At 38.7% G+C, this 4,387-nt stretch carries 4 protein-coding genes; all 4 read left to right on the top strand.

The window, feature by feature from the left end; genetic code table 11:
• Positions 1-224: transposase (locus tag G322_RS21275; RefSeq protein WP_211217178.1), on the top strand; the 224-nt coding region annotated here is incomplete at its 5' end.
• Positions 225-1,080: 856 nt separating this feature from the next.
• Positions 1,081-1,497: a D-ribose pyranase gene (gene rbsD / locus G322_RS0117755; RefSeq protein ID WP_022943038.1), complete on the top strand. Its 417-nt coding sequence runs from the start codon at positions 1,081-1,083 to the stop codon at positions 1,495-1,497.
• Between the two features lie 46 nt (positions 1,498-1,543).
• Entirely contained in the window at positions 1,544-3,049 is a 1,506-nt protein-coding gene (gene rbsA, locus G322_RS0117750) for a ribose ABC transporter ATP-binding protein RbsA (RefSeq protein WP_022943037.1), read from the top strand.
• Entirely contained in the window at positions 3,046-4,029 is a 984-nt protein-coding gene (rbsC, locus tag G322_RS0117745) for a ribose ABC transporter permease (RefSeq protein WP_022943036.1), read from the top strand. The genes rbsA and rbsC overlap by 4 nt, the downstream gene beginning before the upstream one ends.
• The last annotated feature ends 358 nt before the right edge of the window (positions 4,030-4,387 follow it).

The raw sequence follows: 4,387 nt of genomic DNA, 5'->3' as shown, positions 1-4,387 counted from the left end.
GTATTGAATTGCACTATTTACCTCCTTATAGCCCTAATTTAAATCCTATAGAGCGACTGTGGAAGGTGATGAGTGAATATGCAAGAAACAATAAATACTTTGCAACAGCAAAAGAATTTCGACAGAGTATTAATGAGTTTTTTAGCCTTACCCTTCCCGAAATTGGTAGTACTTTAACGAGTAGAATTAATGACAACTTTCAAACCTTCAATTTTGCAGTTTGAAGTGCGATGAGCTAGATGCGAAATATTATCAAGTCGTTTGGGTATATACCCATGTTAACTCAAGGTGCTTTGTCAGGCACAAGATCGGTAACCAGAGCAAGGTGGAACATGAGCGATTGCTCATTCACTTGTGATTGTTGCAATGTGGCCATGGTTTAACAAAAGGCGAGCTTGCGTCCCTAAGGGTAAGGTAACTCGTACCAATCTGCGTTGTTATAAAATCTCGACTTAGAACGACTATTAAAGAATTAACGTCTTTATGTTAATTTTATCGACAGAAGATTAATCTGTTTTTATTAATCTCTGAAAGGTTCAATTTCATGCCTAGCATCTTGGCATTTTGAAGTGGCATGGGTATAGAAGCGACAAGGTAGTTCCACCTTATTTAATGGCTCGCTTCTGTTAGTAACGATTGATGTTTCTGTAAAGATACTGCTATTTTACAATAGCGATGAGGTAGTCGTGCATCTTGCTGCTAATGTTTACTCATCACTTCCACATCATCCCTCTCTACGCAACAGTGGACATTTTCGTCATATTATTTGTCCTGCATTACTGTATTAAACCAAGGCCGTATCTTTTAAATTTAATTTACATCTAGTAACCGATCACTCGCTAGCTCTCTGTTTTTATTAGTATCAATCGTTTTATGGTTAAGTCGCAAGATTCTTGTAAAGAAAATAACCTAATTTTTACTGTGATCAACGTCGCTATATTGATTTAATCACCGTGCAATTTTTTTATTTTTAGATTAAGTTTCATACATCGAAACGTTTGCGCAAACGTTTCGATGTATTTTATTCTGCATTTCGAGCCTTAGTATCGAAATTAGCGTTAGTCTATCAAGGTGAAATTTATGAAGAAAACTGCATTAATTAACGCTGAATTATCCTATCTAGTCGCCTCTTTGGGCCACTTTGATGAGGTGACTATTTGTGATGCCGGGCTTCCTATTGCTAAGCATACACAACGCATTGACTTAGCGTTAACACATGGTATTCCAGCATTTATTGATACGGTTTGTGTACTTCTTGGTGAGATGCAGATAACTGGGGTTATTTTGGCGAGTGAGTTTGAACAGGTAAGTCCAGATCTACACAGCGTTTTACTTGAACTGATTGCTAAAGAGCAAAAAGAGGGCAAAGAGATTACTCTCTCTTATATTAGCCATGAAGATTTTAAAAAACGTAGCAATAACAGTAAAGCTGTTGTGCGTACGGGGGAGTGTACTCCTTATGCCAATGTCATTTTTCAAGCGGGTGTTGTTTTTTGATGTTGCTAGTAAAAAATCATTAATAAAGAGTTGTTAAGGAGTCGTTATGAGTCAGCCCATTTTAGAATTGAAAAATATTCATAAATCATTTCCAGGTGTTAAAGCACTCGATAATGCCTGTTTAAATGTTTATTCCGGCAAAGTGATGGCGCTAATGGGGGAGAATGGTGCGGGTAAATCAACACTAATGAAAGTGTTAACGGGTATCTACTCATTAGATGAGGGTGAAATTTTCTATGAAAATAAGCAAGTTAGCTTTACAGGCCCTCGTCATTCACAACAAGCGGGTATTAGCATTATTCATCAAGAGCTTAATCTTCTTCCTGAATTAACCATTGCAGAAAATATTTTTTTGGGTCGAGAGATAACCAATGCCTTTGGGCGCATTAAATGGTCATTGATGTTTGCTGAAGCACAAGTTTTATTGGATCGCTTGAATGTAAAACATAAACCTTCACAGCGGCTTGGTGAGCTTAGTCTTGGGGAGCAACAAATGGTCGAAATTGCCAAAGCACTCTCTTTTAAATCGAAAATTATCGTCATGGATGAACCAACCGATGCCTTAACTGAAACTGAAACGGCTTCACTCTTTACGGTGATTAATGAGTTACGTGCAGAGGGAGTCGGCATTGTTTATATCTCGCATCGTTTAAAAGAGATCTTTGAAATTTGTGATGATATTACCGTGTTGCGTGACGGTAAATTTATTGCGCAACGTGCTGTTTCAGAAACCGATGAAGATAGCTTGATTGAATTAATGGTCGGCCGCCGTTTAGATGAGCAATACCCACGTGTTGATAGCAAGCACGGAACTCGCTGTTTGGAAGTAAAACATCTCTCATCATCTGATTTTAATGATATTAGTTTTACGCTGGATCATGGTGAAATATTAGGTATTTCAGGATTGATGGGAGCGGGACGTACTGAATTAATGAAAGCAATTTATGGCGCTTTGCCGTATCAGAGTGGTGAAGTGTTAATGGAAGGCAAAGTGATTACTGTAAATAGCCCTCAACAAGGGCTTGCGAACCGTATTGCTTATATATCAGAAGATCGTAAGGGTGATGGTCTGATCCTTGGTTTATCAGTTAAAGAAAATATGTCCCTCTGTTCTTTGAAGCAGTTATCTCATCGGTTGCAGTTAGATCACGCTGCCGAAACACTTGCGGTTGAAGACTTTATCCATTTATTTAATATAAAAACCCCTTCAAAAGATCAAATTATCGGACATTTATCGGGTGGTAATCAGCAAAAAGTAGCGATTGCCAAAGGGTTGATGACCCGGCCTAAAGTACTCATTCTTGATGAACCTACACGGGGAGTTGATGTTGGCGCTAAGAAAGAGATCTACCAACTTATCAATAAATTTAAACAGGAGGGCATGAGTATTATTCTGGTGTCTTCGGAAATGCCCGAGGTGTTAGGGATGAGTGATCGAATTTTGGTGATGTATCAAGGGCAGATTAGCGGTGAATTCTCAGCAGAGGAAGCGGATCAAGAAAAATTAATGGCCTGTGCGTTTGGCAATAATATTATGGAGAAAACAGCATGAACAGTAAGGCAGTAACAGACCCCAAAAACATAAAAAAGAGAAGTATGTTCAATAAAGAATGGTTAATTGAGCAGAAGGCATTAATCGCATTAATTATACTGGTTGTTGTGGTGTCATTTCTTAATGAATACTTTTTTACCCTCAACAATATTCTTAATATTCTTCGTCAAACATCGGTTATCGCAATTTTAGCGGCGGGGATGACGTTGGTGATATTAACCGCTGGTATCGATTTAAGTGTTGGCTCTATTTTAGCGCTATGTGGTGCTTTTGCCGCCAGTATGATTAGCTTAGAAATACCTGTTTTTATAGCCATTTCTGTTTCCCTATTAGGTGGTGCGGCCCTAGGTTCGATGACCGGCATGATAATCGCCAAGGGCAAAGTACAAGCATTTATAGCCACTTTAGTTACCATGACACTATTACGTGGCGTGACCATGGTTTATACCGATGGTCGTCCAATTTCAACCGGTTTCACTGATGTCGCAGATGCATTTTCATGGTTTGGTAGCGGTTATCTATTAGGTGTGCCGGTACCTGTTTGGTTAATGGTGGTTGTGTTTGCAGGCATTTGGTATTTATTAAATCATACCCGCTTTGGCCGTTACATTTATGCTTTGGGTGGTAATGAATCTGCAGCACTATTATCGGGTATCAATGTTGACCGTATTAAGATCGGTGTATACGCCATCTGCGGTTTATTATCAGCACTAGCGGGCATTATCATTACCTCTCGTTTGTCATCAGCGCAACCAACAGCAGGTATGGGTTATGAACTTGATGCCATTGCAGCGGTTGTACTTGGTGGAACAAGCCTAGCGGGGGGTAAAGGGCGCATCATGGGGACATTAATTGGGGCACTGATTATTGGTGTATTAAATAACGCTTTAAACCTCATGGACGTTTCCTCTTATTACCAGATGATCGTTAAAGCGGTGGTCATATTACTCGCCGTACTTGTTGATAAAAAACATAAATAAATATAATTTTTTAAAACGGGTGGAAGCATAATGCTTCCACAATTAGCTGTAATACCATTCCGCATAATATTGTGATCAGGGCTTGTTGAGGAAAAATGATGAAGAGCAAGGCGCATGATTGAGTAATAGCTAGCTATTGCGATTGAATGCAACGTAGCTATTTATTATTTTAACCAACAAGATAGATCAGATACTTATGCGGATTGGTATAATATAAAAGGAATAGAAAATGAATAATAAATTTAAAAAGTTGACCACATTAATTTCGGCGGCGGTTATTTCAGCGTCTTTTAGTACAACCGTAATGGCGCAAGATACTATTGCGATGGTTGTTTCTACTTTAAACAATCCTTTTTTT

The organism is Psychromonas hadalis ATCC BAA-638, assembly GCF_000420245.1.
GTDB lineage: Bacteria > Pseudomonadota > Gammaproteobacteria > Enterobacterales > Psychromonadaceae > Psychromonas > Psychromonas hadalis.
Note: the sequence above shows the minus strand (reverse complement) of the source record. Positions and strands in the feature narration are given on the sequence as shown.

What these genes read in the sequence shown, in the direction of transcription:
- rbsA (WP_022943037.1), top strand. Translation starts at nt 1,544, where the DNA reads ATGAGTCAGCCCATTTTAGAATTGAAAAATATTCATAAATCATTTCCA.
- rbsD (WP_022943038.1), top strand. Translation starts at nt 1,081, where the DNA reads ATGAAGAAAACTGCATTAATTAACGCTGAATTATCCTATCTAGTCGCC.
- rbsC (WP_022943036.1), top strand. Translation starts at nt 3,046, where the DNA reads ATGAACAGTAAGGCAGTAACAGACCCCAAAAACATAAAAAAGAGAAGT.